The 21,108-nt window shown below is 61.9% G+C and carries 22 protein-coding genes and 3 tRNA genes; 12 read left to right on the top strand and 13 right to left on the bottom strand.

Annotation, left to right across the window (positions count from 1 at the left end; translation table 11 throughout):
- Positions 1 to 136: 136 nt before the first annotated feature.
- From CJU94_RS09455 to CJU94_RS09470, 4 genes are all read right to left on the bottom strand, one after another.
- Complete coding sequence (locus CJU94_RS09455; protein WP_095418466.1) at positions 137 to 751, bottom strand: riboflavin synthase; 615 nt, start codon at positions 749 to 751, stop codon at positions 137 to 139.
- A gap of 15 nt (positions 752 to 766) precedes the next feature.
- Positions 767 to 1,936, bottom strand: a complete 1,170-nt coding sequence (gene ribD, locus CJU94_RS09460) for a bifunctional diaminohydroxyphosphoribosylaminopyrimidine deaminase/5-amino-6-(5-phosphoribosylamino)uracil reductase RibD (protein ID WP_095418467.1) — start codon at positions 1,934 to 1,936, stop codon at positions 767 to 769.
- Between the two features lie 70 nt (positions 1,937 to 2,006).
- Entirely contained in the window at positions 2,007 to 3,290 is a 1,284-nt protein-coding gene (gene hemL, locus CJU94_RS09465; RefSeq protein ID WP_095418468.1) for a glutamate-1-semialdehyde 2,1-aminomutase, read from the bottom strand.
- A 139-nt stretch (positions 3,291 to 3,429) separates the two neighbouring features.
- Positions 3,430 to 3,975 (bottom strand): hypothetical protein, encoded by a 546-nt coding sequence (locus tag CJU94_RS09470; protein WP_095418469.1) that lies wholly within the window; start codon positions 3,973 to 3,975, stop codon positions 3,430 to 3,432.
- A 269-nt stretch (positions 3,976 to 4,244) separates the two neighbouring features.
- Here CJU94_RS09470 and CJU94_RS09475 point away from each other — a divergent pair, with 269 nt between their 5' ends.
- The 5 genes from CJU94_RS09475 (at position 4,245) to CJU94_RS09495 (ending at position 7,489) form a co-directional block, all read left to right on the top strand.
- Positions 4,245 to 5,465 carry a Bcr/CflA family multidrug efflux MFS transporter gene (locus tag CJU94_RS09475; RefSeq protein ID WP_095420277.1) on the top strand — a complete coding sequence of 407 codons (1,221 nt, stop codon included), beginning with the start codon at positions 4,245 to 4,247 and terminating at the stop codon, positions 5,463 to 5,465.
- A 119-nt stretch (positions 5,466 to 5,584) separates the two neighbouring features.
- On the top strand, positions 5,585 to 5,815 hold the full coding sequence (locus tag CJU94_RS09480; RefSeq protein WP_038457419.1) for a hypothetical protein: 231 nt from the start codon (positions 5,585 to 5,587) through the stop codon (positions 5,813 to 5,815).
- Positions 5,816 to 6,001: 186 nt separating this feature from the next.
- The gene (locus CJU94_RS09485; protein ID WP_095418470.1) at positions 6,002 to 6,406 is read left to right on the top strand and encodes a RidA family protein; all 405 of its coding nucleotides are present in this window, start codon (positions 6,002 to 6,004) and stop codon (positions 6,404 to 6,406) included.
- Between the two features lie 367 nt (positions 6,407 to 6,773).
- Entirely contained in the window at positions 6,774 to 7,049 is a 276-nt protein-coding gene (locus CJU94_RS09490) for a hypothetical protein (protein WP_095418471.1), read from the top strand.
- Positions 7,050 to 7,093: 44 nt separating this feature from the next.
- Entirely contained in the window at positions 7,094 to 7,489 is a 396-nt protein-coding gene (locus CJU94_RS09495) for a superinfection immunity protein (protein ID WP_095418472.1), read from the top strand.
- Between the two features lie 104 nt (positions 7,490 to 7,593).
- Here the strand turns inward: CJU94_RS09495 and CJU94_RS09500 are convergent, their stop codons facing one another.
- On the bottom strand, positions 7,594 to 8,955 hold the full coding sequence (locus tag CJU94_RS09500; protein WP_244220933.1) for an alkaline phosphatase family protein: 1,362 nt from the start codon (positions 8,953 to 8,955) through the stop codon (positions 7,594 to 7,596).
- Between the two features lie 571 nt (positions 8,956 to 9,526).
- On the opposite strand from CJU94_RS09500, the gene CJU94_RS40805 reads away from it, so the two are divergent.
- Positions 9,527 to 9,673, top strand: coding sequence for a hypothetical protein (locus tag CJU94_RS40805; protein ID WP_157763729.1), 147 nt, complete (start codon positions 9,527 to 9,529; stop codon positions 9,671 to 9,673).
- 103 nt (positions 9,674 to 9,776) lie between these two features.
- Here CJU94_RS40805 and CJU94_RS09505 read toward each other — a convergent pair.
- The 4 genes from CJU94_RS09505 to rph all read right to left on the bottom strand — a co-directional run bounded on the left by CJU94_RS09505 (position 9,777) and on the right by rph (position 12,540).
- Positions 9,777 to 9,866: transfer RNA gene (locus tag CJU94_RS09505), tRNA-Ser, on the bottom strand.
- Positions 9,867 to 9,921: 55 nt separating this feature from the next.
- On the bottom strand, positions 9,922 to 11,151 hold the full coding sequence (gene hemW, locus CJU94_RS09510; RefSeq protein WP_095418473.1) for a radical SAM family heme chaperone HemW: 1,230 nt from the start codon (positions 11,149 to 11,151) through the stop codon (positions 9,922 to 9,924).
- Positions 11,148 to 11,807, bottom strand: coding sequence for an RdgB/HAM1 family non-canonical purine NTP pyrophosphatase (gene rdgB, locus CJU94_RS09515; RefSeq protein WP_095418474.1), 660 nt, complete (start codon positions 11,805 to 11,807; stop codon positions 11,148 to 11,150). Before rdgB ends, hemW begins: the two co-directional genes overlap by 4 nt.
- Positions 11,800 to 12,540 (bottom strand): ribonuclease PH, encoded by a 741-nt coding sequence (rph, locus tag CJU94_RS09520; RefSeq protein WP_095418475.1) that lies wholly within the window; start codon positions 12,538 to 12,540, stop codon positions 11,800 to 11,802. The genes rdgB and rph overlap by 8 nt, the downstream gene beginning before the upstream one ends.
- 209 nt (positions 12,541 to 12,749) lie before the next feature.
- Between rph and CJU94_RS09525 the strand changes: the two genes are divergently transcribed.
- From CJU94_RS09525 to CJU94_RS09545, 5 genes are all read left to right on the top strand, one after another.
- A complete protein-coding gene (locus tag CJU94_RS09525; protein WP_095418476.1) occupies positions 12,750 to 13,673 on the top strand; it encodes a YicC/YloC family endoribonuclease in 924 nt (307 codons plus the stop codon).
- An 18-nt stretch (positions 13,674 to 13,691) separates the two neighbouring features.
- Positions 13,692 to 14,369 carry a guanylate kinase gene (gene gmk / locus CJU94_RS09530; RefSeq protein ID WP_095418477.1) on the top strand — a complete coding sequence of 226 codons (678 nt, stop codon included), beginning with the start codon at positions 13,692 to 13,694 and terminating at the stop codon, positions 14,367 to 14,369.
- A 60-nt stretch (positions 14,370 to 14,429) separates the two neighbouring features.
- A complete protein-coding gene (gene rpoZ / locus CJU94_RS09535; protein WP_006025620.1) occupies positions 14,430 to 14,633 on the top strand; it encodes a DNA-directed RNA polymerase subunit omega in 204 nt (67 codons plus the stop codon).
- A 94-nt stretch (positions 14,634 to 14,727) separates the two neighbouring features.
- Positions 14,728 to 17,085 carry a RelA/SpoT family protein gene (locus tag CJU94_RS09540; RefSeq protein WP_095418478.1) on the top strand — a complete coding sequence of 786 codons (2,358 nt, stop codon included), beginning with the start codon at positions 14,728 to 14,730 and terminating at the stop codon, positions 17,083 to 17,085.
- Between the two features lie 132 nt (positions 17,086 to 17,217).
- Positions 17,218 to 17,724, top strand: coding sequence for a phage protein NinX family protein (locus tag CJU94_RS09545; protein WP_095418479.1), 507 nt, complete (start codon positions 17,218 to 17,220; stop codon positions 17,722 to 17,724).
- Positions 17,725 to 17,838: 114 nt separating this feature from the next.
- Here CJU94_RS09545 and CJU94_RS09550 read toward each other — a convergent pair.
- Positions 17,839 to 17,915 (bottom strand) — tRNA-Arg (locus CJU94_RS09550).
- 78 nt (positions 17,916 to 17,993) lie between these two features.
- Positions 17,994 to 18,070 (bottom strand) — tRNA-Arg (locus tag CJU94_RS09555).
- A gap of 120 nt (positions 18,071 to 18,190) precedes the next feature.
- Here CJU94_RS09555 and greB point away from each other — a divergent pair.
- Positions 18,191 to 18,760: a transcription elongation factor GreB gene (gene greB, locus CJU94_RS09560; protein WP_095418480.1), complete on the top strand. Its 570-nt coding sequence runs from the start codon at positions 18,191 to 18,193 to the stop codon at positions 18,758 to 18,760.
- Positions 18,761 to 18,871: 111 nt separating this feature from the next.
- Here the strand turns inward: greB and CJU94_RS09565 are convergent, their stop codons facing one another.
- The gene (locus tag CJU94_RS09565) at positions 18,872 to 20,017 is read right to left on the bottom strand and encodes a porin (protein ID WP_095418481.1); all 1,146 of its coding nucleotides are present in this window, start codon (positions 20,015 to 20,017) and stop codon (positions 18,872 to 18,874) included.
- Positions 20,018 to 20,546: 529 nt separating this feature from the next.
- Positions 20,547 to 20,795, bottom strand: coding sequence for a hypothetical protein (locus tag CJU94_RS09570; RefSeq protein WP_095418482.1), 249 nt, complete (start codon positions 20,793 to 20,795; stop codon positions 20,547 to 20,549).
- Positions 20,796 to 21,108 lie beyond the last annotated feature (313 nt).

Consider the following 21,108-nt stretch of genomic DNA (forward strand, 5'->3'; position numbering starts at 1 on the left):
AACGGTATAGGCCGTTTGGCCGACTGGCGATGCGCCGTCCGCGGTTGCTATGCTCGTCGAAAACGATAGACGCATGAACCGGCTGAAAGCGGCGGGGCACCGCCGCCAGCCCATGCGTGGCCGGGCTTGCGGCCTGTTATTTGGGCGCGTTCAGCATGCGCTCCACGTAGCGCGCGATCAGATCGATCTCCAGATTCACCTGCGTGCCTTCCCGCAAACGCTTGAGCGCGGTCACTTCGACCGTGTGCGGAATCAGGTTGATCGAGAATTCGCAGCCGTCGTCGCGATCTTTAACCGAGTTGACGGTCAAGCTGACGCCGTTGACAGTGATAGAGCCTTTGTACGCCAGATAGCGGCCGATCTCGCGCGGCGCCAGCACGCGCAGTTCGTGCGATTCGCCGACCGGCGCGAAATGCGTGACCGTGCCGAGCCCGTCCACGTGGCCGGAGACGATATGGCCGCCGAGCCGGTCGTGCGCGCGCAGCGCCTTCTCGAGATTGACTTCGCCGGTCTCGCCGAGGCCCGCCGTGCAGTTCAGGCTTTCGCGCGACACGTCGACTTCGAACGAATGGTCGGTCTTGGCGACCACGGTCATGCAGGCGCCCTGGATCGTGATGCTGTCGCCGAGCTGCACGTCGCCGAGATCGAGGCCGCCGGCTTCGACGTTCAGGCGCACGCCCGCGTCGCCGTCCGTGCCGAGCGGCTTGACTGATTCAATGCGGCCCACGGCCGCGACGATTCCTGTGAACATCGTGCTAATCCTTGATCATTTCGAAACGGGTTGGGACGCGGGATCGCCACCGGGCTCGGGTGCGGCTGCGGGCGCGGGCCCGGCCACGAGGCGCGCGAGAATCCGCAGATCGTCGCCGATCCGGTCGACCGCGTGAAAGTTCAGCTTGACGCGGCCCTCGAGCGTTTCTGGCGCGCCCAGACTGAACATGCTCATCGAATCCATCCCGAGCAGGCTCGGCGCGAGATAAACGAGCAGTTCGTCGACGCAGCCTTCGCGCAGCAGCGAGCCGTTCAGCTTGTAGCCCGCCTCGACATGCAGTTCGTTCACATTGCGCTCGCCGAGCACTTTCAGCACCGCGGGCAGATCGACCTTGCCGGCCGGATTCGCCAGTTGAACGATCTCGGCGCCGCGCGCGCGCAACGCGTCGGCGCGATCGGTATGGCGCTGATCGAGGTTGCCGCAGAAGATCAGCGTGGGCGGACCGGCCAGAATCTGCGCCTGCGGCGGCACGTCGAGCTGGCTGTCGATCAGTACGCGCTGCGGCTGGCGGGGCGTGTCGACGGCGCGCACCGTCATGCGCGGATCGTCTTCCCTGACCGTGCCGATGCCGGTCAGGATCGCCGACGCGCGGGCACGCCAGGCGTGCCCGTCGGCGCGTGCCGCTTCGCCCGTAATCCATTGGCTGACGCCGGAAGGCAAGCCGGTGCGCCCATCCAGCGAGGCCGCGACCTTCATGCGTACCCACGGACGGCCGCGCGTCATACGCGAGACGAAACCGATATTGAGTTCGTGCGCTTCGCTGGCGAGCAGTCCGCAGCGCACTTCGATGCCGGCGTCGCGCAAGATGGCGAGGCCGCGTCCCGATACCAGCGGGTTCGGGTCTTCCATCGCCGCGACCACGCGCGCGACCTGCGCTTCGATGAGCGCGTTGACGCACGGCGGCGTGCGGCCGAAGTGGCTGCACGGCTCCAGGGTCACGTAGGCGGTGGCGCCGCGCAGATCATGGCCGCGCGAGCGCGCATCCTTCAATGCGCGGATCTCGGCGTGATCCTGACCGGCCGGTTGAGTGAAGCCTTCGCCGATCACCTCGCCGTTCTTGACGAGCACGCAGCCAACCCGGGGATTGGGGTCGGTGGTGTACATGCCGCGCTTTGCCAACGCGAGCGCGCGCTCCATATGGACGAAATCGGTTTGCGAAAACATCGGGTGTGGTCGGGTACGGTGGCTAGGCTGTCATGAGCTTCAGTCTCGACGCTGCGTCGTCTCGCCGGCTTCAGGCCACGAGCGAGGCGAATGCGCCCCGCGCGGCGGCGATCGTCGCGTCGACGATCGCGTCGTCGTGCACGATCGAAACGAAGCCCGCTTCATAGGCCGACGGCGCGAAGTACACGCCGGCATCCAGCATCTTGTGGAAGAACGCATTGAACCGCGGCACGTCGCTCTGCGTGACTTCGGCGAAGCTCGTCGGGATCGACTCGGTGAAATAGAGGCCGAACATGCCGCCGAGCGAATCGGCCGCGAACGGCACCCTGGCTTCACGCGCGACATTCGCGAGACCTTGCACGAGGCGGGTGGTGCGCGCGGCGAGCGTGTCGTAGAAGCCGGGCGCCTGGATCAGTTGCAGCGTTTTCAGGCCGGCCGCCACCGCAATCGGGTTACCCGAGAGCGTGCCCGCCTGGTAGACGCCGCCGAGCGGCGCGAGGTGCGCCATGATGTCGCGCCGGCCGCCGAAGGCCGCGGCCGGCATGCCGCCGCCGATCACTTTGCCGAGACAGGTCAGATCCGGCGTGATGCCATAAACCTCTTGCGCGCCACCCAGGGCGACGCGGAAGCCGCACATCACTTCGTCGAAAATCAGTACCGAGCCGTACTCGCTGCACAGGCGGCGCAGCGCTTGCAGGAACTCGGGCGTGGCGCGCACGAGATTCATGTTGCCGGCCACCGGTTCGACGATCACCGAGGCGATCTCGTTGCCGAACGCCTTGAACGCTTCCTCGAGTTCAGCGACGTTGTTGTATTCGAGCACCGTGGTGTGTTTGGCGATATCCACCGGCACGCCCGCCGAGGTCGGATTGCCGAAAGTCAGCAGGCCCGAACCGGCCTTCACGAGCAGGCTGTCCGCATGGCCGTGATAACAGCCTTCGAACTTGACGATACGGCTGCGGTTCGTGAAGCCGCGAGCCAGACGCAGCGCGCTCATGGTCGCTTCGGTGCCGCTCGACACCATGCGCACCTGTTCGATGGAGGGCACCAGTTTGCAGATTTCTTCGGCGATTTCCACTTCCGATTCGGTCGGCGCGCCGAACGAGAAGCCCTTGCCCAGCACGCGCTGCACGGCTTCGAGAACTTCCGGATGAACGTGGCCGAGGATCATCGGGCCCCACGAGCCGATGTAGTCGATATAACGCTGACCGTCCGCGTCCCAGAAGTAGGGGCCCTGCGCGCGCTCGATGAAGCGCGGCGTGCCGCCGACCGAGCGGAAGGCGCGGACCGGCGAATTCACGCCGCCGGGAATGGTGCGTTGCGCGCGTTCGAAGAGGGTTTCGTTTCTGGACATGGCGTTTAACTGGAATTGGGGTGGCGCAGCGGCGCAGATCGCCTGTTGGCGGGTCGCGCGGCGCCGGGATAAGTGGAGAAATTGTACCGGAGTCAGCGTGAAGAGGTTTTCCTCGCATGCCTGCGGGGCGTGCGCTCTCTCAGCTTTTGTGCGTGCTTTTCGTGGCTGCGCGTTTTTTCGCCGCCGCGTGAGCCGTGACCTTGCTCGAACGGGGCGGGCCCGCAGGCGTATCGAGCGGCGGCGGTTTGCGCTTGCCGGTGAGCTCCGCCCAGCGCTTTTCCAGTGCGCCTTCGGCGATCGGCTTGATCACGGTTCCGGAACTCTGCGCGTCCCACGTCTGCACGGAGAAAGGATGCGTGCGCAACATCTCGCGCGAGATCACCACGCCTTCGTGGGCGTCGACGAGCCAGTCGTATACGAAGTCGATGCACAAACGATAGCCTCGCTTCGTCGCGGCATCCGGAACCTCGTACGGTGCACGCGTCACATAACCGGAGCCGAAGATGCCCTTGGGTTCCTGCGCGACACGATGCAGGAAGACCCGGTCGCCCGGCAAGATGCCGCGCGCAAATCCGCAGCCCCAAACATCAGCCACCGCGACGCCGGTGGCGACGCGTTTGGCTACGTCGGGCAACTCGGGCCAGGGCCATTTCTTGGGGCTCCAGATCAGCAGGAAGGCGGTCATCGCGGAATTGAGACGGAAATAGGGGGGAAGGGCGCCGCGAACACGTGGCGCGTTGCCGCAAACGCTAAGGCGGCAGCTTAACCGATAGGCGGTGCGCTCGCCGTGCGTCGTCGATGCCTGTGCGGGCATCGTCGCGACCAGCCTCGCAATCACGGCCCAAGCCTGCCAGCCGGATAACCGTCGAGTACAATCGAGGCGATCGAGCTGCTGCTTTCCCCGTTTCACCCGGTCCGCTGCCGATGGCGGCGCGGCGCTTCATCTGGATTCCCATGTCTCACGCCACCAGAAGCCGGCCCGATGGCCGGCTGATTCTGTTGCTCGGTGCGCTCGCCGCGTGCGGGCCGATTTCGATCGATATGTATCTGCCGAGCCTGCCGACCATCGCGCAGGCTTTCGTCATCAGCACCGGCGCCGCGCAGACCACGCTCACCAGCTTCATGTTCGGCTTTTCGATCGGCATGCTGCTCTATGGTCCGCTGTCGGATACGTATGGGCGCCGGCCGGTGCTGCTCGGCGGCATCGTCATGTATGCGCTTGCCAGCGTGGCGTGCGCGTTGTCGTTCTCGATCGGCTCGCTGGTGATGTTCCGCTTCGTGCAGGCGCTGGGCGCGGGCGCGGCTTCGGTGCTGGCGCGGGCCATTGCACGCGACGCCCACGGACCGACCGATGCCGCCCGCGTGTTGTCGATGCTCGCCATCGTCACATCGATCGGGCCGCTGCTTGCGCCGCTGATCGGCGGGCAGTTGTTGCTGATCGGCGGCTGGCGTGTCGTGTTCATCGTGCTGACGCTGTTCGGCACCGTGTGCGCGTTCACCGCGTTTCTCAAGGTGCCGGAAACGTGGCCGCGCGAGAAGCGCGCGCAGTCCGCGCTGCTGAAATCGTTCGGCGCGTACGGCAAGCTATTGCGCGATCCGGTTGCGTGGGGGCACATGCTGTGCGGCGGCATGGCGTTCGCGTCGATGTTCGCCTACATCACGGCGACGCCGTTCGTGTACATCGAGTATTTTCATGTTTCGGCGCAGCACTACGGGTTTTTGTTCGCGCTGAATATCGTCGGCATCATGTTCGGCAACTTCATGAATACGCGCCTCGTCGGCCGGCTCGGTTCGCTGCCGATCATCTCTTTCGCCGCCACCGTGAGTTGCATTGCCTCGCTGTTCGTCTGTCTCGTATCGCTGACTGGTTGGGGCGGTCTGTGGTCGATCGTGTTCGGCCTGTTCTTCGTGGTCGGCGTGGTCGGTCTTCTGTCGGCGAACTGCACGACCGATCTGATGCATCGCTATCCGTTGAATGCCGGCGCGGCGGCCGCCGTGTTCGGCGCCGTGCAATTGGCGCTCGGCGCGTTGTCGAGCCTCGCGGTCGGACTCTGGCAGGACGGCTCGCCCAAAGGTATGGGCGTCACGGTAGGGGTAGCGGGTCTGCTCTGTTATCTCGGCCGGATTCTGGTCGTCAGGTGGCATGGAGCCAAGGCGCCGGTCGCTGCCGTTTAAGGTGCGATGGCGCGCGAGCCGCACGGCGTCTACGGAAAACACCAGGTGTTGTGTGCGCGCGACCGTGCGTGTCAATTTGCATTGCTATGATGGAGCCACTGTTCCTCGGAGCGGCAATCATGGCGATCAGAGATTTGATGAACGGCGAACGGCAACACGCCGCTTTCGCTGAAGCGCAGAAGCTGGCAGACAGCGGCGCTTATCACGATTACACGGACATCGAATACGTCTTGCGCTTTGATTACGGGTTGTCTGACGTATCGGCGCTGCTCGACAGTCAGTTGATGCATCGCGACCTGAATCGCCGTTGCGCGGATGCGCGCGAGAAGCTCGAAATGCTTGGCGTGTGAGGCACGCGGTCGAGCGGCTCGTCAGTTAGAGCGTGATAATCGTGTGAGACGCTGTGCCTGAACGGGCAGCGCCTGGCGTTGCATGATCTCTGGCGCGATCGCTTCATCGTCTCTGCGAAGCGGAATGCTTGGCGCGCGAACGAGCCGCGTGCGGCTTCACGCGCCGTCACATCTGGAGTGGTTTTCATGGCTGGTAGTCAGCACGACTTGCATCTTCCGCGCACAGAAAATCCCGGCACGCTGTCCAATCCGGGTGGTCATTACAGCCACGTCGCGATCGCGAATGGGTTTGTGTTCGTCTCGGGACAGTTGCCGATCACCGCGCAAGGCGACAAGCTCTCCGAGGCTTCGTTCGAGGATCAGGCCGAACAGGTGTTGACCAACGTGCGCGCTGCTCTCGAGAGCGTGGGCAGTAGCATCGCGCAGCTGGTGCAGGTGCGCGTCTACATTGTCGATGTCGAGCACTGGATGAGCTTCAATCAGATCTACGCGCGGTGGGCGGGCGACGCTCGGCCGGCGCGCGCCGTCGTGCCGGTTCCTCAACTGCATTACGGTTTCAAGATCGAGGTCGAGGCGACTGCGCTGGTTTAGATCAATACGAAGCATCGGCAATGAGCGGCATAAAAATGACGCGGCGTGTCGCCATGCGCCAGCCGCCTATGGCGTCATTCCCGCTGAAGTTGTCCGAAGACTACCTCCGCACTGACAACGCTCAGACGACGCCGGTGCGGACGCGCTGAAGTCAGAGCCGAAGTGTTGAGGGGCGATGAGCGATGCGAAGCATAGACTGACCGGGTGAGCATGACCGCACCTTCTGGCCACATTGTTCGGCTCGTAGCAATTCTGATTTCAAACTATCGGCATAGAAAAAAGATAGATCCCACCTAAACTCCATCCTGTCAGCGGCGCGCGTCTCCTCCGACTTGCGACGCTCTTAGAACCGGATTGGAGATTCATCATGAGAAGCAAACTTCTTGCGGCGTTGCTCGTCGCAACCGTTAGCTCCATCGCTGCGCCTGCGTTTGCGAGCGGCTACGGGCCCGCGCCTTCTTATCGTGCGTCCGTCGGGGCGCCGGCATCGCAACGAGGCCAAAGCGCGCAAACGGTTGCAACGGAACGCAACGAGGCGCTCGGCCTGGTCAATGATTCGTACGGCGGCGTGGTCGCGCAATCTTTCGCGTCCGGCAGCCGTCAACCCGACGCGTCGGTGGGTGACGTGTACTTGCGTCACTAAGTTTCAGGATTCTCTGCTGAACAAGGCTGTAGCGAGGTGTCGAAATGCTGAAGATTGTTGAAGGTGCGGCTCTGTTGGGTGCGCTGATGCTTTACTTCGCGCCCGCCGTGATTGCGGACGCAAGAAACCGTGACTATGCGTTCGCGTTGACCATGGTGAACGTCCTGCTCGGATGGACGATTATCGGTTGGTTCGCGGCGCTGATATGGGCTCGGCAACCGGTGAGCGACCGTCGTTTGAAGCACTTCGCCGCACGCGCGCAACGCGCCGTCGCACGAGTCACTATCGACGCAATCGTTGCTCGTGCTGAATGTCGTGCTTCGTCAATCCCGGTATTCAATCCTCGCCTCGCACCGCTGGTCGCACGCATTGCGGCAAACTGTACTCGCGGTCCACGGGACCCGCTTTCTTCGCACGGTAAACAGCAGTCGGTGCGTTGATGTTCGAGCGTGTAGAGGGGCGATGACGGTAGCGGCCTCCACACGCCTTTCCTTTCAGGTCGACGCACCGGTGAAAAAGGGGGATGCGTCGAGGCGAGCTTGCTTCACGACCCACCCTTGTAGGTTGCAACAACGCCAGCAAGGTCTCCCCAGTTCGGCGACGAGAGCAACTCCGGATGATCCTGTTGAACTTTCAGCGCGACGCTGCGAAACGCTTGAGCACATGCCGAGAGACCTGTTGGCGACGCGGCAGGAGGCGGTGCAGGTGACTTCCGCGGTATGGGAACGTTGAGCCTGGGCGCGGCGCCCGGCGTTTTCACGTCAGACAGCGCGGAGCTGAGCTTCGCGAGTTGTGTGCGTGCACTGACCGGAGCGGAGTATGTGCCGCCGGCGTTGAATTTATCCGCGAGCAGTTGAAGTATCGACGTATGGTCCAGATCGCCGGAAAAAACGCCGCCAGGTGTGACATAGGGCGAAATCAGGAATGCGGGCACCCGCAGCCCGGTGGTTTGAAACTGGTAACCGGCGACATTGGTGGGAATCGCAAGGGGACTCACATGGTCGAAGAAGCCCCCGTGCTCGTCGTACGTGACAATCATCAGCGTCTCGTCCCACCGCTTCGACGCAGAAATCGTTTGATAGATGTCGGCAAGGAACGCTTGTCCTGGTGCAACGCCAGTTGGCGAGTGATCGTCATTCGGTGCCAGGTGTGGCCCATCCGTATATTCCGGCTCGATGAAGATGACTTGAGGCATGCTCAAGCCGTTCGTCCAGTCGGCCTTGAAGCGCGAATACCGCCTGAACCTCCCTCCGTTGCCATCGAGCGGCAAAGCGAGCGAAGTCACTATTTCAGGTAGCCATTTGGGCATCAAGCTAAAGAACGGGAAGAAGCCTCCTGACTGATAGACACACCAACTTGCGCCATGTGCGGTCAGCCAGTCATAAACCAGCGACTGCTCAGGAAGAAAACCCGAAACATTGTCGCTAATCGCACTTTCTCCCGCCATTGCCATCAGGCGGTTTGCCTGGGTACCGGTGGGAAGCGGCGCGAACCAGCTATCGCAAACCGTGAAATTTTTGGCGAAGAAATCGTAAACGGGGAGCGCGTCGGCGGTGTAGTAGCCCATCACCATCGAAAGGTCGGCTGGCGGCGGGTGTCGCGTTGCGTAGCTCGCGACGAATCCACCCAGTTCCGGGCAGCCTCCGTTCGCACACGGTGTGTTTATTTGCGTGGCAATCGGCGCGCGGTCATGCGGCGGATCGGGGATGAGTTGGGTCGACGGCGAAAGAGCGTGGATGGCATATGTCTTGTCGTCGTAGAGGTTCGTGAAATTCTGTTGCCAGGCGGGGTCGGCCGAGAGTCCGTTGACGTCCTTCCCGTTGAGGCTCAGGTAGCCGAGAACATGGTCGAACGACCTGTTCTCCATCATGACAACGATGATGGTCTGGATGTTGTCCACTGACATGCTGTCTCCGATAGTTCGGCATCACGGCGACGAAGTCGCCTACGTAAGCGCCGGCGCGAAGGAGGCCAAAGTAGCGCGGCACTGCGGACGTTCCACTCGAATCTGTTCCGTTTTTCCACGTCGTGCGGTTTGGACCGGGACCGGGAGAGTCGGCTGATCACGGCAGGGGCTCGCACTTTCGACGGGCGCTTGATGCAAAGTCTTGCTTCCCGGTAGACGTTAAGGCTAGTTCACGTTACATCACTGTTCAACTTCAGTTGCGGTTTAGCGTCACCGGAAGAGGGGTGATTTCCAATGACGCTCGTGGCTTTGCCGTCGATCCTCGTGGTCGAAATATTTTGATCGCTGCCTGGTCAACTTGCGGAACAAGCTTGGCGTCGGCGCGAGGTCGGGTGAAGGCATGCGATGCCATCTGGCTTTTCGGGGGCTTCGGTCTGCGCGGTGGTGATGACGGGGAGCGAATGGTTTCGTTTGCTACGACTCATCCTCGACCTCCTATAACCACCGGTGCTCCCATTGGTTCGAGATGTCGCCTAAAATTTAAGCGTGGCCGTGACGTTTGGAGGCTGCCATGAGCGACTCATTGTTGGCGACTTTGATAGGAACTATTTTGATTGTGTTTGGCACGGCGCTCTGGGTCACGTCCGAGAACGAGGCGCGCCTGTCCCGCTGGTTCCAGGAACATCACCTCCGGGACCTGATGCGCCACAAGCACTAATTTGCCCATCCGAGGACATTCGCGTGTTTGGTGGGTTCTTTCGCGGATTCTTTGGCGGGTAGAAACGAAAAACGGGCCTCTCGGCCCGTTTCCATTGATATCCTGGCGGAGGCGGTGAGATTCGAACTCACGGAAAGATTGCTCCTTCGCCGGTTTTCAAGACCGGTGCCTTAAACCACTCGGCCACACCTCCAAGCCCTAAATTGTAACCTGAAAAAACCTGACTGCGGCATGCAGTCGAACCGCAATCACTTCGGATCTTTCAGAAACAGCTCTTGCAGATCGTTCAGGAACGCCTGGCCAAGCGGCGTCGGCGCAATTTTTTCGTGGTCTCGCGTGATCAGCTTGCGCCGTTCGGCTTCCTGCAAAGCCGGTTCGATCGACGTCATCGACATGCCCGTGCGCTCGATGAACCGATGCACCGGAAATCCCTCCACCAGCCTCAGCGCATTCAGCATGAACTCGAACGGCAGATCGCGCGTGCCGACTTCATGCTCCTCCTGCACCGCATTGCCGGCCTTCGCCTGCTCGATGAACGTGGTGGGATGCTTGTAGCGCGCCTGGCGCAGCACGCGATTCGGGAACGACAGCTTGGTATGCGCGCCCGCACCGATACCGAGATAGTCGCCGAAACGCCAGTAGTTCAGATTATGCTTGCTCTGCCGATGCGGCTGCGCATACGCCGACACCTCATAACGCTCGTAACCCGCAGCCGATGTGCGTTCGTGAATCCAGTCCTGCATGTCGGCGGATGCATCGTCGTCAGGCAGGGCGGGCGGAAATTTCGCAAACAGCGTGTTCGGTTCGAGCGTCAGGTGGTAGAGCGACAGATGCGGCGGCGCGAACGACAAGGCCGTCTCGACATCGGCCTGGCATTCGGCGAGCGTCTGCCCCGGCAATGCGAACATCAGGTCGAGATTGAAGTTGTCGAAGGTGGTCGCAGCCACGTCGACGGCATGGCGCGCTTGCGCCGAATCGTGAATGCGGCCGAGCGCCTTCAGATGCGCTTCGTTGAAACTCTGAATGCCCACCGAGAGCCGGTTCACACCGCTTGCGCGAAACTGCGCGAACTTGGCGGCTTCGAACGTGCCGGGGTTGGCTTCGAGCGTGATTTCCGCGTCGGCGTCGAGCGGCAGCAGCGCGCGCACGTCCGACAGCAGGCGATCGAGCCCGGCCGCCGAAAGCAGGCTGGGCGTGCCCCCGCCGATGAACACCGTATGCACCTGGCGCCCCCAGACGAGCGGCAACGCCATCTCGAGATCGGCGCGCAAGGCGTCGAGATATTCGTTCTCCGGGAACGTGTCGCCTTTCCATTCGTGCGAGTTGAAATCGCAATACGGACACTTGCGCACGCACCACGGGAAATGCACATACAACGCCAAAGGCGGCAACGACGTCAGCCGGATGCTGCCCGGCGACGTGAAAGCCTTGATGACGCCGTTGCCGATATCGGCGGGCGCCGGTTTGATCGGAATCACGCTTCCTCCGTCAGGCGCGCGAGCAGTTGCCGCAACGCAATCGCGCGGTGGCTGCTGGCATTCTTCACCGCCGGTTCGAGTTCGGCGGCGCTCGCATTCAGCGATGGCAGGAAGAAGTACGGGTCGTAGCCGAAGCCATGCGCGCCGCGCGGCGCATCCAGTATTTCGCCATGCCAGCGGCCTTCCGCGATCAGCGGCTCGGGATCGTCCGCGTGACGCACCAGGGCCAGCACGCAGAAGTAATACGCGCGCCGGTCGGTTTCGCCCTGCAATGCCGTCATAAGGTGGGCGTTATTCGCCGCGTCGCTCTTTTCACCGCCGGCCAGTTGCGCGTAGCGGGCCGAATAGACGCCCGGTGCGCCACGCAGCGCGCGCACGCACAGGCCGGAGTCGTCGGCAAGCGCGGGCAGGCCGGTCAGCTTCGCCGCGTGCCGTGCCTTGGCGAGCGCGTTTTCGACGAACGTGGGATGCGGCTCTTCGGCTTCCGGCACGTTCAGCTCGCCCTGCGCAATCAGTTCGATGCCGGCGGCGCCGAGCAACGCCGCGAATTCGCGCAGCTTGCCCGCGTTGTTCGACGCCAGCACGACTCGCTTCAACGGCGAAGCGGACGCGGCCACGCCGTCGTCCGGACTCGCCTGATTGGCCCTGTCATTCACCCTTTTGCTCCAGCGCCGCCTTTTGCTTCGCGATCAGCGTATTGATGCCGTCACTTGCCAGATCCAGCAGCGCGGTCATTTCGTCGCGCGAGAAGGGCACGCCTTCGGCGGTGCCCTGAATTTCGACGAAGCCGCCGGCGCCCGTCATCACCACGTTCATGTCGGTATCGCACTGCGAGTCTTCGTCGTAATCGAGGTCGAGCACCGGCAGTCCGTCGTAGACGCCCACCGAAATCGCGGCGACATAATCGGTGATCGGCGAGCTTTCGATGCGGCCCGTGGCCAGCAGTTTGGCCACCGCGTCATGCGCCGCCACGAACGCGCCGGTAATGCTGGCCGTGCGCGTGCCGCCGTCGGCCTGGATCACGTCGCAGTCGATATGCAGGGTGCGCGCGCCGAGTTTCTCGAGATCGAACACCGAGCGCAGCGCGCGGCCGATCAGGCGCTGGATTTCCTGGGTGCGGCCCGTCTGCTTGCCGCGTGCGGCCTCGCGGTCGCTGCGGGTGTGCGTGGCGCGCGGCAGCATGCCGTATTCGGCCGTAAGCCACCCCTGGCCGCGGTCGCGCAGGAACGACGGCACGCTCTCGGCGATGCTCGCGGTGCAGATCACTTTCGTATCGCCGAATTCGACCAGCACCGAGCCCTCCGCGTGCTTCGTGTAGTGGCGCGTGATGCGCACGTCGCGCAGCTGATGGGCCTGGCGGCCGCTGGGGCGTTGGGTGTTGTCGGTCATGTTGGAATCGGTCAGGAAGAAAAGCGGGAGGGAAAGCGCGATTTTACAGCCGATCGGGCGAGGCGGCTGCCCGCGTGCGCCTTGGCTCTCCACGGGGCTCATCGCCAAAAATGGGATAATGGCGTTTCCCCGCCCCGCGTCTCGTACACGCCGGGCGATTCGACTCTCCGGCCATCGTCGAACGCATGGCCACAATCGCGAGAAATACGATGATCTACAGCATGACTGGCTATGCGAGCGCCACGCGCGAACTCGTCCCGGCCTCGGGCACAGGCGGCGTGAGCGTATCGGTCGAACTGCGCACCGTGAACTCGCGCTTTCTCGACCTGAACTTCCGCATGCCGGAAGACGTGCGCGCGTGCGAACCCACGCTGCGCGAGATGTTGATGAACAAGCTGTCGCGCGGCAAGGTCGATATCCGTATCAATCTGCAGCGCAGCGATCAGTCCGCCAACGCGGGTTCGATCAATCGTGACGCGCTTGGGCAACTCGCGTTGCTGGAACGCACGGTGCTCTCGACGTTTCCGGAAGCAGGGCGTCTGCGCACCGGCGAAATTCTGCGCTGGCCCGGCATTCTGGCCGAGAGTGGCGTGGCGCCAGACGTGCTGCGCGACGCCGTGCTCGCCTGCGGCAAGCAGGCCATCACGGACCTGATCGACGTGCGCGCTCGCGAAGGCGCGCAACTGGCGACCATGCTGCTCGCCAACGTCACCGAAATGGAAGCGATCGTCACGAAGATCACCCCGCTCGTGCCGGAGCTGATCGCCAAGCATCAGCAGAAGATTGTCGAACGCTTGCAGGAAGCGCTCGGCATCGCCGCGCCGGATACGGCGGCCACCATCGTCTCGCGCGAAGAAATCAACGAACGGATTCGCCAGGAAGTGACGATGTACGGCATCCGTATCGACATCGCCGAAGAACTCTCGCGCCTCACCGCTCACCTGAACGAAACGCGTCACGTGATCCAGAAAGGCGGCAAGGTCGGCAAGCGCCTCGACTTCATGATGCAGGAGCTCAACCGCGAAGCGAACACGCTCGGTTCGAAGGCGGCCGCGAAGGAACTGGCGGATTCGTCGATGACGTTAAAGCTGCTCATCGAGCAGATGCGCGAGCAAGTACAGAATCTGGAATAAGGCTGGAGCACGACAAAAATGACCGACCACCACACGCGCGAAACGCCGCGCAATCCGTACGCCGGTGCTTACCCTGGCAACCTGTTCATGGTCGTCGCGCCCTCGGGAGCGGGCAAGTCGACGCTGGTGAACGCGCTGCTCGCCGGCGACGACGCGATCCGTCTGTCGATTTCGTACACGACGCGCCCGCCGCGTCCGAAGGAGCAGGACGGCGAGCACTACCACTTCACCACCGTCGACGATTTCATGAAGCGTCACGATGCCGGCGAGTTTCTGGAAAGCGCCGAAGTGCACGGCAACTACTACGGCACCTCGCGCGTGTGGATCGAAGACCAGATGAAAAGCGGCCATGACGTGCTGCTCGAAATCGACTGGCAGGGGGCGCAACAGGTGAAAAAGCAGTTTCACAACGCGGTCGAAATCTTCATCTTGCCGCCGTCGCTCGAAGCGCTCGAAGAGCGTTTGAAGAAGCGCGGCCAGGACGAGCCGAACGTGATCACGCGGCGGCTCCTCGCGGCCGGCAGCGAGATGGCGCACGCGGCGGAAGCGGAGTACGTGGTGATCAACGAGAACTTCGATCGCGCGCTGAGCGAGTTGCAATGCCTGGTGGCGGCGACGCGTTCGCGCTTCGCCTCGCAATACGCGCGCCACACGCAGCTTTTCGTGCAGCTCGGCATTCACCTGCCGCACGTGTGAGCGCGGCGGTGACGCCAGCACATAAGGTAGAATAAGCAACATACTGAGAAGGAACCCAACATGGCCCGCATTACCGTCGAAGACTGCCTCAAACAGATCCCGAACCGTTTCGAACTCGCGCTTGCCGCAACCTATCGCGCGCGTCAGCTCGCTCAAGGCCACACGCCGAAGATCGAAAGCCGCGACAAGCCCACGGTCGTCGCGCTGCGCGAAATCGCGGCTGGCCAGGTCGGCGTCGAAATGCTGAAGAAGGTGCCTGTTTAAGGCGCAGTGTTCGGTTTTCGATTGCGCATTTGCCTCACCTGTAATTGATCAACGTGCAGACCGGCGTCCAACCCTAACCGCTACGGAGGCGAACATGAGTGCTACCCCGCCCACCGCCACGGAAGTGGAACACGACGCCGACTCGCCCTCGTCTGCACGCAAGTACATCGACGCGGTCCTCGAACAGTCGTTTCGCCATCTGTTCGGCCCGACCGCCACGCCGGAGCAACCGCGCCGGCATGACGTCGTCTCCATCGCCAAGCTGACGTCCGCCTTGTCCGGCTATTTGCAGCCGGAAGAGATCAAGGAAGTCAAGGCGGCCTTCCATTTCAGCGACGAAGCCCACCTCGGCCAGTACCGCCAGAGCGGCGAGCCGTACATCACGCACCCGGTCGCCGTCGCAGAAATCTGCGCCGGCTGGAATCTCGACGCGCAGTCGATCATGGCGGCGCTGCTGCATGACGTGATGGAAGACCAGGGCGTGACCAAGGCCGAACTCGCCGAGCGTTTCGGCGCGAAGGTCGCGGAACTGGTCGACGGCTTGTCCAAGCTGGACAAGATGGAGTTTCGCAATCGCGAAGAGGCGCAGGCGGAAAACTTCCGCAAGATGCTGCTCGCCATGGCGCGCGACGTCCGCGTGATCCTGGTGAAGCTCGCCGACCGACTGCACAACATGCGCACGCTGGGCGCGGTGCCGCCGGAAAAGCGCCGCCGCGTGGCGCGCGAAACGCTGGATATCTATGCGCCGATCGCTCACCGGCTCGGCCTGAACAATACCTATCGCGAGCTGCAGGACCTGAGCTTCGCGAACTTCAATCCGCATCGGTACGCCACGCTCGAAAAAGCCGTCAAGGCGGCGCGCGGCAACCGGCGTGAAGTGGTCGGCAAGATTCTCGAGTCGGTGCAGCGCGCCATTGCGGATGCGAAGCTCGACGCCGAAGTCACTGGTCGCGAGAAAACCATCTTCAGTATCTACAAGAAGATGCGCGACAAGCAGTTGTCGTTCTCGCAGGTGCTCGACGTGTATGGCTTCCGTGTCGTGGTGGATAGCGCGCTGGAGTGCTACACCTGCATCGGCGCGCTGCACGCGCTGTACAAGCCGGTGCCGGGCAAGTTCAAGGATTACATCGCGATCCCGAAGGTGAACGGCTATCAGTCGCTGCACACCACGCTGGTCGGCCCGTTCGGCGCGCCGATCGAGTTCCAGGTGCGTACGCGCAAGATGCACGAGATCGCCGAAGCGGGCGTGGCCGCGCACTGGCTCTACAAGAACGGCGGCGCGGATCTGAACGATGTGCAGAAGCGCGCGCATCAGTGGCTCAAGTCGTTGCTCGACATTCAAAGCGAAGCGGGCGATTCGAGCGAATTCCTCGAGCACGTCAAGATCGACCTGTTCCCGGACGCGGTCTACGTCTTCACGCCGAAGTCGAAAATCATGGCGCTGCCGCGCGGCGCCACGGCGCTCGACTTCGCGTATTCGATCCACAGCGACCTGGGCAACCAGTGCGTCGCGGTGAAGATCAACAATGAACTGCTGCCGCTGCGCACCGAGCTGAAGAGCGGCGATATCGTCGAAGTCATCACGGCGCCATATTCGAAGCCGAATCCGGCGTGGCTCGGTTTCGTGCGCACCGGCAAGGCGCGCTCGGCAATCCGCCATTATCTGAAGACCATGCGCCTGAACGAGTCTGTGCAGCTCGGGGAGCGGCTCGTCGATCAGTCGTTGAAGGGCTATGGGCTGGCGCTCTCGGATGTGACGCCGGAAGCGTGGGAAAAGCTCGTGCAGTGGACGGGCAACAAGAACCGTCAGGAAATTTTCGCGGACATCGGTCTCGGCCGGCGTGTCGCGGCGGTCATGGCCAAGCGCATCGAAGTGCTGATGAGCGGCCGCGACGCCGACGACGACGGTTCGCGCTCCGACAGCAACGCCCCGCACGCGCCACCGGTCGTCATCACCGGGACCGAGGGGATGTCGGTGCAACTGTCCGCATGCTGCCGTCCGATTCCGGGCGACGACATCATGGGCTATATCGGCATCGGTCTGGGCATGGCCATTCATACCACCGACTGCCGTGTCGCGCAGCGTATCCACCGGCGCGACCCCGGCCGCTGGATCGACGTTGCGTGGGCGCCGCAACCTGGGCGTCTGTTCGATGTCGCCGTGAAGGTGCTGGTCAAGAATACCAAGGGCGTGTTTGCACGCGTCGCGGCGGATATCACGTCGGCGGATGCGAACATCGTCCACATTGCAATGGACGAAGACCTGTCGCAGGAATCCACGGTGTTGCGCTTCGTGATTCAGGTCAGCGACCGCGTGCACCTGGCCAATGTGATGCGCCGCGTGCGGACCAACCCGGATGTCATGCGCATTGCGCGCGAGCGGCCGAGCGAGGAAGGCCATCACCGTCACGACGGCGGGATGCGGATCGACCGCGAGCGGGCGGATTATTGATCGGCGACGGTTGCCCTGAGCCGGTTTCAGGGCCGGTTTCAGGGCCGGCGTCGGGGCGTTTCCAATCTCTTCGCTCCAATCTGAACGTGCTTGCTGCGCACGGGTCTCACCTGAAACTCAGGGAGAACGCTTGTGAATGTAGCTGACCTCACCGGACTGGCACTCGATTATTGGGTCGCCCGCAGCCTGCACGACTTCGTGCGCGAAATCCACTTTACCGATAGCGGCGAAACCGTTTCGATTCGCGGCAATGACCGCGGTCGTCCGTGGGATGGCCGTTTCACGCCGTCTACTTCATGGGAAGCTGCGGCGGCCGTGCTGGAGCGCGCGCAGCGGCTCGAGGTGCGCGAGAGAACCCACCGCGGCGCGGCACACTGCATCGCGGAATTCGAAGGCGGTCACCGAACCGTGGAAGGGCGGGGCGACTCGTTGCGGGTTGCGCTGCTGCGGGCGTTCGTCGAAAGTCGCTTTGGCCATACCGTGGACGATGTGCTGCACGAGGCGCAGGCGCTGACTGGCAGCCGGGCTCAACCGATCGGAGAGCGGGAGATCGCCGGCGATCATGTAGCGGGACATTCATTCGGGGATGCCCCCAGCCCGGATGGGCAGATCGGGGATATTCAGTCGCCGCCGCGTTAATGGCGCATGCTGCGCTGCGGCGCGACCTTCAGGATCGCGGCGGAACGCTGTGAGACCTGGAATTGCCGGACCCAAAAAAACAAAGGGCCTTCCGATCGGAAGGCCCTTTATAGGTGGTGCGGCTGGCAGGATTCGAACCCACGACCCCTTGGTTCGTAGCCAAGTACTCTATCCAACTGAGCTACAGCCGCACGCTAAACGGGTGATGCATTACTGCAATGAACTGGGTAAAACGTAAGGGCCTTCCAGGAGGAAGGCCCTCGAATAAGTGGTGCGGCTGGCAGGATTCGAACCCACGACCCCTTGGTTCGTAGCCAAGTACTCTATCCAACTGAGCTACAGCCGCACGCAGAAACGAGATTATAGCAAAGGTTTTGAAAAAGGGAAGCATGTAACTGCGATTTGTCTCATCGTCGTGATCGTGTACCCTTGATAGGCAGTCGCTTGCTGCAGTTACCGGATCATCATGAACAAGGCCTTTGTCAAAGAGTCGAGCGAAGAGAATGACGACGATCTCGACGTCGCCCAGCCGGACGTTCCCGCTGGTACGAAAAACTACATCACGCCCGCCGGCTACCGGCGCATGCGAGACGAACTGTTGCATCTGATCGACGTCGAGCGGCCGGAGGTGGTCAAACTGGTGTCGTGGGCGGCCTCGAACGGCGATCGCTCCGAGAACGGCGATTACATCTACGGCAAACGGCGGCTGCGCGAGATCGACCGGCGCATCCGTTTTCTCACCAAACGCCTCGATCTTGCTGAAATCGTCGACAGCAGCAAGCAGGAGAACGTCGACCAGGTATTCTTCGGCGCGACTGTCGAGTACGCGACGGAAGACGGCGAGGTGCACACCGTGACGATTGTCGGCATCGACGAGGTCGATCTGGATATCGGGCACGTGAGCTGGATCTCGCCGATTGCGCGTGCGCTGCTCAAGGCGAAAATCGGCGATACGGTCACGTTGTATACCCCGGCCGGCCCCCAGCCGATCGACATACTGGACGTCAAATATCCGGCTCCTGACACCGGCAGTTAGGCCTGCCCCGGTTGGCCAGGCCGTCTTGTTCCCGCCCGACACCGTGGACGACGCGGCATAAAAAAGGCGCCGCGAACGGCGCCTTCGAGACGGCGGTTACGCTTCGCAGCTTTAGAAGCGGTGACGCAGACCCGCGGTCACGGCAATTTGCTTGTTGTTGCTCGAAGCGGCCAGACCGTTGATGTCGGCATCGACGATGGCGTTTTCGTTGACTTGCTGATACTCGCCTTGCAGGTACACGTCGGTACGCTTGGACAGCGCGTATGCGGTTTGCAGGTTGAACTGGTTCCAGTGCGGACGCGTACCAGCCAGGCTTGCGCGGGTGTACGTGTACGAACCGGCAATGCTGACGGCCGGCGTCAAAGCATAACGGGCGTTCGCTTCAAAGTTCTGGAAGTGAGCGCTGTTGTTGGCGAAGCCGATACCGCCCGTTTGACCGGATGCGCTGGCGCCGATACCCGCGAGGTTCGACAGGTTCGTTTGCGAGTACACGAGACCAAACGTTGCCGGGCCGAACGCGTAGTTCGCACCTGCGCCCCACGTCTGCTGGCGGCCGGCGAAGAACGTGTTGTCGCTCGACACCGCGCCACCCGAGTTGAACGCCGCAGCCGCGCCGGTTGCGCCATTGCTGTTCAGTTGCAGGTAAGCAGCGGCGAGGTTCAGGCCGCCCCAGTTGTACGACGCACCCGCGCTATACGCACGGTTGTTCGCGAAGCCGTCGGCCTGGTTCGAGAAGCCGTACAACGCGCCGAACTTGAAGCCGCCGTAGTTCACGCTCTGGTACTTGACCGAGTTGTTCACGCGGAACGAGTTGTTCAGGTTGTCATTGTCGAACGGGTGCGCGAACTGCGTGCCGCCGTATTGCGTGCCGGTCAACGCCAGCGGGCCGACGTAGTCGACCATGCTGTCATATTGACGGCCCAGGGTGACAGCGCCGAACTGGTCGCTGGTCAGGCCCACGAACGCTTGACGGCCGAACTCGCGGCCACCTTGCTTGAGCGTGCCGTCATTGATGCCGAAGCCGTTTTCCAACGTGAAAATGGCCTTCAGACCGCCGCCCAGATCTTCAGAGCCGCGCAGGCCCCAGCGGCTGCCGTTCACCGAGCCGCTCGTTTCCTGCCAGTTGCTATGACCGTGCTGGTTGTTTGTGTAAGTGATGCCGGCGTCGATCAAGCCATACAGCGTGACGCTGCTTTGGGCGTGGGCAGCCGTTGCGAAAACCCCCGTGAGGGCCGTGACCATGAGTGTCTTTTTCATCTTGTAACTCCGAGAGCGAGAGTGGGCATTGAACCCAGGCTTAAGGAGACCATCACCCGGGCGCTGCGAGAGGCGTAATCCGAGTGAGAAGCGCGTAGAACACGTTTGCGCCGGTTTCCGGTTAAGCAGAGTGTAGAGAGGCACTTCGCAAACGGGACGTTCCGATTTTCGCAATAAAGTATTACGCGTTGTGAAACGATATGCGAAGGCGGTTTAAGCCTTATAGGCTAAGGCTTCCGGCGGTTTTGAAGAGGCGGGGCTGGAGCAGCGATGAAGTTGCGTTGCTGATTTGCGACAGTAATCGATGCAAAAAAACAACGCAATAAATCGTAATAAAGAATTGTTGTGGTTATTGCAATAGATGATTGTTATTTGTGTGAATAATCGAAATGAGCCGAGCGGCTATACTTTGATTTCTGCTTTCCGAAGCGGACTTTTTCGTTGACGAAAAAGATCTCCAAACCTTTGTCGGCGCGACTTTAACAGTCGCGCTTTTTTTCGCCCGCCCTTCGTGAATAGGTGAATGCGCTCAGTGCGCAGGCGCTGCGCCGTCCGCTTCGTTCCAGTTGTCCGTCGTGGAGATGCTCCAGTCTTCCATGACATAGCGGCGGGCGTCCATGGGCGAGGACAGCAGGTTCTGCCAATGGTCTCCGTGCCACATCGGATCGAATTCGAACGCGGAGGGTGCATCGGCGAGCGGCGCGGGCGACTCGGAAGCCGTGTTCGCGTGCGAGTGGGTCAGCCAGGTGACGAGACGGCGAATTTCGTTGAACAACATGGCAATCTCCTAAAGCGCGTTACTACCGACTACTGTTTCCATCATCACGTCGTGGATGCGATGCAGCAAGTCGGACAAACACTTACGGAAAACATCTTTTGTTACATCGTCCGTGAGTTGCGCTGAAAATTTTCCCGATTATGTATCTATTTCAACGGTTCTTTAAGTAATATTGACGTTCAGGTTATTGCGTTGCCGCTGAACAATCGATTCGCGCATTTTAATGGCGACATATAGACTTCCAGAAATCCTCATATCCTGAATTCGTTCGACGGTTTTCGGCAATGCCTGACTTTGATAATTCATCGAAGAA

Origin of the sequence: Paraburkholderia aromaticivorans, assembly GCF_002278075.1 — a bacterium.
Taxonomy (GTDB): Bacteria; Pseudomonadota; Gammaproteobacteria; order Burkholderiales; family Burkholderiaceae; genus Paraburkholderia; species Paraburkholderia aromaticivorans.

Coding starts and splice junctions, on each gene's coding strand:
- CJU94_RS09455 (WP_095418466.1), bottom strand. CDS start 751: ATGTTCACAGGAATCGTCGCGGCCGTGGGCCGCATTGAATCAGTCAAG.
- ribD (WP_095418467.1), bottom strand. CDS start 1,936: ATGTTTTCGCAAACCGATTTCGTCCATATGGAGCGCGCGCTCGCGTTG.
- hemL (WP_095418468.1), bottom strand. CDS start 3,290: ATGTCCAGAAACGAAACCCTCTTCGAACGCGCGCAACGCACCATTCCC.
- CJU94_RS09470 (WP_095418469.1), bottom strand. CDS start 3,975: ATGACCGCCTTCCTGCTGATCTGGAGCCCCAAGAAATGGCCCTGGCCC.
- CJU94_RS09475 (WP_095420277.1), top strand. CDS start 4,245: ATGTCTCACGCCACCAGAAGCCGGCCCGATGGCCGGCTGATTCTGTTG.
- CJU94_RS09480 (WP_038457419.1), top strand. CDS start 5,585: ATGGCGATCAGAGATTTGATGAACGGCGAACGGCAACACGCCGCTTTC.
- CJU94_RS09485 (WP_095418470.1), top strand. CDS start 6,002: ATGGCTGGTAGTCAGCACGACTTGCATCTTCCGCGCACAGAAAATCCC.
- CJU94_RS09490 (WP_095418471.1), top strand. CDS start 6,774: ATGAGAAGCAAACTTCTTGCGGCGTTGCTCGTCGCAACCGTTAGCTCC.
- CJU94_RS09495 (WP_095418472.1), top strand. CDS start 7,094: ATGCTGAAGATTGTTGAAGGTGCGGCTCTGTTGGGTGCGCTGATGCTT.
- CJU94_RS09500 (WP_244220933.1), bottom strand. CDS start 8,955: ATGTCAGTGGACAACATCCAGACCATCATCGTTGTCATGATGGAGAAC.
- CJU94_RS40805 (WP_157763729.1), top strand. CDS start 9,527: ATGAGCGACTCATTGTTGGCGACTTTGATAGGAACTATTTTGATTGTG.
- rph (WP_095418475.1), bottom strand. CDS start 12,540: ATGACCGACAACACCCAACGCCCCAGCGGCCGCCAGGCCCATCAGCTG.
- CJU94_RS09525 (WP_095418476.1), top strand. CDS start 12,750: ATGATCTACAGCATGACTGGCTATGCGAGCGCCACGCGCGAACTCGTC.
- gmk (WP_095418477.1), top strand. CDS start 13,692: ATGACCGACCACCACACGCGCGAAACGCCGCGCAATCCGTACGCCGGT.
- rpoZ (WP_006025620.1), top strand. CDS start 14,430: ATGGCCCGCATTACCGTCGAAGACTGCCTCAAACAGATCCCGAACCGT.
- CJU94_RS09540 (WP_095418478.1), top strand. CDS start 14,728: ATGAGTGCTACCCCGCCCACCGCCACGGAAGTGGAACACGACGCCGAC.
- greB (WP_095418480.1), top strand. CDS start 18,191: ATGAACAAGGCCTTTGTCAAAGAGTCGAGCGAAGAGAATGACGACGAT.
- CJU94_RS09565 (WP_095418481.1), bottom strand. CDS start 20,017: ATGAAAAAGACACTCATGGTCACGGCCCTCACGGGGGTTTTCGCAACG.
- CJU94_RS09570 (WP_095418482.1), bottom strand. CDS start 20,795: ATGTTGTTCAACGAAATTCGCCGTCTCGTCACCTGGCTGACCCACTCG.